4 protein-coding genes are annotated in these 4,692 nt (G+C 52.7%); all 4 read left to right on the top strand.

Annotated elements, in window-relative coordinates:
- On the top strand, positions 1–538 hold a 538-nt coding region (locus ACEW8N_RS21135; protein WP_373501855.1), incomplete at its 5' end, for a GGDEF domain-containing protein.
- Positions 447–2,165 carry an ABC transporter substrate-binding protein gene (locus tag ACEW8N_RS21130; RefSeq protein WP_373501854.1) on the top strand — a complete coding sequence of 573 codons (1,719 nt, stop codon included), beginning with the start codon at positions 447–449 and terminating at the stop codon, positions 2,163–2,165. The genes ACEW8N_RS21135 and ACEW8N_RS21130, both read left to right, overlap by 92 nt.
- 708 nt (positions 2,166–2,873) lie before the next feature.
- Complete coding sequence (locus tag ACEW8N_RS21125; RefSeq protein WP_373501853.1) at positions 2,874–4,343, top strand: ATP-binding protein; 1,470 nt, start codon at positions 2,874–2,876, stop codon at positions 4,341–4,343.
- Positions 4,344–4,475: 132 nt separating this feature from the next.
- Positions 4,476–4,692 (top strand): response regulator (locus ACEW8N_RS21120; RefSeq protein WP_373501852.1); only part of this gene is annotated, 217 nt, incomplete at its 3' end.

Below are 4,692 nucleotides of genomic sequence, written 5' to 3'. Positions count from 1 at the left end.
CAGCTCCGCCATCATGGACGATCTGACCGGGCTTTACAACCGCGCCTATTTCATCAATTCCCTCGAACTGGAAATCAAGCGCGCCGTCCGCCAGAAATACACCATTGCCCTGACCATGATGGACATCGATGACTTCAAGCTTTACAACGACAGGCTCGGCCATCTTGACGGCGACATGCTGCTGCGGGAGATCTCCCAGGTCATCCGCCTGTCCGTCCGGGAGGTCGATATGGCGGTCCGCTACGGGGGGGAGGAGTTTGCCGTCATCATGCCCTACACGGACCGCGATGACGCGCTCAAGGCCGGGGAGCGGGTCCTCGACATGGTCCGGAAGCACCCCTATTCCAACGGCATGATCTCAAGAGTGAAGCCGGTAACCTTGAGCGCCGGCGTCGCGGTCTTTCCAGAGGATGCCAAATCGGTGAACGAGCTGATCTGCCGGGCCGATGAAATGCTTTACAGGGCCAAACGCTCTGGAAAGGACCGGGTTTGCAGCAGGCATACGGATAAGGAGAACCTATGCCGCCGCGCGGGCTGAAGGGGTGAGGGCGACAGGATTGAACTCGAAAATACTGAATTGCTCCGGGAGGGATTCCATGAAAAAATCGTTTCTTGCAGCGCTGATTGTTGGAGCTATCTGCTTCAGTGCAACGGTTGACGGATGGAGCGGCCCTCCAAAAAGCGGCGGCGTGATCATTTACGGAAGGGGGGCGGATTCGGTCACCCTCGATCCCGCAAGAAGCGATGACGTGGAATCCGCAAAGGTGCTGGAAAACATATTTGAGGGCCTGGTCCGCTACAAAAATGACTCGACCGAAATCGAGCCCTGCCTGGCGGCCTCTTGGAAATCTTCAAGAAATGAAACTGAGTGGATTTTTCATCTGCGAAAAGGGGTGCGTTTTCACGACGGGACCGCATTCAATGCGGATGCCGTGGTCTTTTCATTTATGAGACAGATGGATACCCGCCATTCCTATCATCTTGAGGATTTCAAGTATGCCGGATTCACCTTCAAGTATGTACGGAACGTTGAGCCGCTCGATGATTACACGGTCAGGATAACACTGGATAAACCCTATGCGCCGTTTCTGTACAATATGGCCATGACATCTGCGGCGATTGTCAGCCCGGCGTCCGTGAGCCGCTGGAAGGACGAGTCCTGGAAACACCCGGTGGGAACCGGCCCGTTCCGGTTTGAAGAATGGGTTCAGAATGAACGGATTGTTTTGCACAGAAATCCGGCCTATTGGGGAAGTGCCGCCTATCTTGACACAGTGGTTTTTAAGTCCACTCTCGATAACAGGGACCGCCTCCTTGAGCTCAAAACATCGGCCATTCACATCATGGACGGCATCAGCCCGGGAAGCATCCATGAAATTGTCAGAAGCGATGCGATGGAGCTGAAAAGCAGTGCCGGCGTCAATATCGGCTATCTGGCCATGAATACGGAGAAACAACCTTTTGACAACCTGAAGGTCCGGCAGGCCGTCAATCATGCCATCCATAAGAAAAACCTCGTAAAGCTCCTGTACCAGGACATGGCCGTACCGGCCAAAAGCCCCATACCACCCACACTTTGGGGGTATGCCGATGAGCTGGTCGATTATGAATATGACCCGGAAAAAGCCAGAGCGCTGTTAAAGGAAGCGGGTTATGACGGGGGGTTTACAACCACGCTCTGGGCAATGCCTGTTCCCAGACCCTATATGCCCGAACCCGAAAAGATCGCCAGGGCGATTAAATCCAACCTTGCGGCGGTGGGCATCCACGCAGACATTGTCACCCACGACTGGGGCACATACCTCGATAAAGTTTCCAACGGCGAACATGACATGTGCCTGCTCGGATGGATCGGCGATAACGGTGACCCCGACAATTTTCTTTATATGCTGCTGGACAAAGACAACGCTGTAAAACCCCATGCGGAAAATGTCTCTTTTTTTAAACACGAAACCCTTCACGATATCTTAATTGAGGCGCAGCAGATTTCAAGCCGGGAGAGGCGAGGGGAGCTTTACAAAAAGGCGCAGGAGATCATTCACATGGAAGCGCCGTGGGTGCCCCTTGTGCATGCGAAGCAGATGGTGGTCTGCAACCGATCCGTCATGGGCCTCGCACAACATCCCACCGGGATCATCAGGTTCCAGAGTGTATGGAAAGAATAGCACATGGAATTTCCTGCAATGAAAAAAAGCCGGGGAATATGGGGATTCAGATCGATTACGGTAAAATTGGTGATCATCTTTATCTTGATCGTTATCGCTCCGATGACCATCACCACCTACATCAGCATGCATATTTTCTTCAATGACTTCGAGGCGGAGCAGCAGCAAAACAGTTTGATCGCTCTTGATAATGCTCAAAAAATTCTGTTTCAATACACTCAGAAAGCCGAAAAGATTGCAAGCCTGCTGACGCACGCGGATGAATTGATAAAACACGCGGATGTTCAGGAAATTGAAAATTTTTTGTATGCCAACCAGGATTTCTGGTCTCCGGCGATTGTTGAAGTTTTTTCAGCGAAAAACAAATCGTTTGTCCGAAATTATGTGAGACGAAGAAATATAGACCTGTATTTTTCTCCTTCAGAAGATCCGCTGCTGAAAAAAGCGATGGGTCTGGAAATCCAAACCGACTATTTTGCTTCTCGATACGGGTTGACCATCAAATCCACCGCACCGATCATCGACCCGTCCACTTTCCAGGTCATGGGGGCCGTGATTGTATCTTATCCCTTGGACACAACGTTTCTACAGGAAATTCAGGACCAGATTAAAGCCGATGTAACCCTGCAGTGGAATGAAAACGGAAATATCCACAGCACGCTGATCGACCCGCTGGGAAAACATCGGATGCACATTTGGGAAGAGGGTATGTCAACATTCAACAGCGTACAGGGGGAGACCGTCAACCGGAAGGAGATCATCAGCAGCACTCCCTACTCGATCTCCTACGCGCTTCTGAAAAACAATGGGTCCGACCCGGTCGCGGTCCTCTCCACGGCAATCAACTGTGAGAACGCCGAGCGATACCGTAAGGAAACCGCCCACCTCTTTCTGATCAGCTCGATCATCGCATTTGCCCTGGCGGCCGGTATCGGGGTCTTGACTGCCAAGTCGTTTACACGACCCATCCATAAGCTTCTTGATGCCACCAATCGTTTGGCATCGGGGCGTCTGGATGAACGGGTGGAACTGGAGCAACCGGACGAAATTGGAAAACTTGCCTCTGCGTTCAATGAAATGGCGGACAGGCTCGAACAGAAAAACCATGAACTTACAGAAGCGCTCCGGGTAACGGAGGAGTATGGAAGAAAGATCGCTGAAACCAATTCGGATCTCGAAAATTTGAATGCGGACCTTGAACGCCGGGTTGTTTTGCGAACGGCTGAGCTGATAAAAAGCAACCATGATCTGGAACAGACCATCCTTGCGTTGAAGGAGGCAAAAAACCAGGCCGAGAAAGCAAACTGCACCAAGAGCGAATTTCTGTCCAACATGAGCCATGAGCTGCGTACCCCGCTGAACCATATCATGGGATTCACCGAACTGGTTGTGGGCAGGGATTTCGGTGAGTTGAACGAGATCCAGGAGGAGTACCTGAAGGATGTGCTGACCAGCAGCAGTCACCTGCTCGCCCTCATCAACGATATCCTCGATATTGCAAAAATCGAATCCGGAAAGATGGAGCTGGACCTCTCGGAGATCGCCATCCGCGATGTGATTCAGGGAAGCCTGACCATGGTCAGGGAGAAGGCCATGAAAAAGAGGTGCAGCCTGGTGTATGCCGAAAACAGCCTTCCTGAAACCATCCACGTCGATGAACGGAAGCTCAAACAGGTGCTGTACAACCTGCTGTCGAATGCGGTCAAATTCACCCCCCCGGGCGGCAGGATCGAGCTTCGGGTCGAAACCGAAAACCGCAGCTGGCTCTGCGGGAACCTTCCGGACGCCTTCAGGGAGGATGTCATGAACGTCGTTGACGGCCACGCCCGGTATTTTCTTCATGTCGCCCTGGCCGATACGGGAATCGGCATCCGGCCGCAGTCCCTCAAATCCATCTTTGATGTCTTTCAGCAGGAAGACAAAACCATCTCCGGAAAATTCGGGGGTTCCGGTCTGGGCCTCTCTTTGTGCAAGCAGCTCGTGGAGCTTCACAAAGGCGGCATATGGGTCGACAGTATGCCGGGCGAGGGCAGCACCTTTCATTTCCTGCTTCCTTTTGGTGCGGCGGGCGCTGAAAAGGCGTTGCCGGATGCCGGCGAAAGCGCCATCGGAAGCGATGTCCCCTTATCGGATCCGGCAGCGAGGATCATGGGCATGGGTTGCGCCGGGGGCCTTTGATTCCCCTGTAAAGCCGGCTTCAGAGGCGGATCTACCGAGATGCTTGAAAAATGCGGAGCTGGGTTCCGCGAGGGCACCCAGATCGCTATTTATGTAATGTTTACGATTTGTTGAACAAAAAGGAGCTCCGTGATGGACGGGAAATTTGTACTGGTCATTGAAGACAACGAACTCAACATGAAGCTCGTGAGAGCCGTCTTGAATCTCCATCACTTCAAGGTGATCGAGGCGAATACGGCGGAAAAAGGCCTCGAGGCCGCAAAAAAATTCAAGCCCGGCGCCATCCTCATGGATATCCAGCTTCCCGGCATGGACGGGCTGACCGCCACCCGGACCCTCAAGTCGGACC

The sequence above is a fragment of the Desulfococcus sp. genome (assembly GCF_041737845.1).
In the GTDB taxonomy this organism is placed as follows: Bacteria; Desulfobacterota; Desulfobacteria; order Desulfobacterales; family Desulfococcaceae; genus Desulfococcus.
Note: the sequence above shows the minus strand (reverse complement) of the source record. Positions and strands in the feature narration are given on the sequence as shown.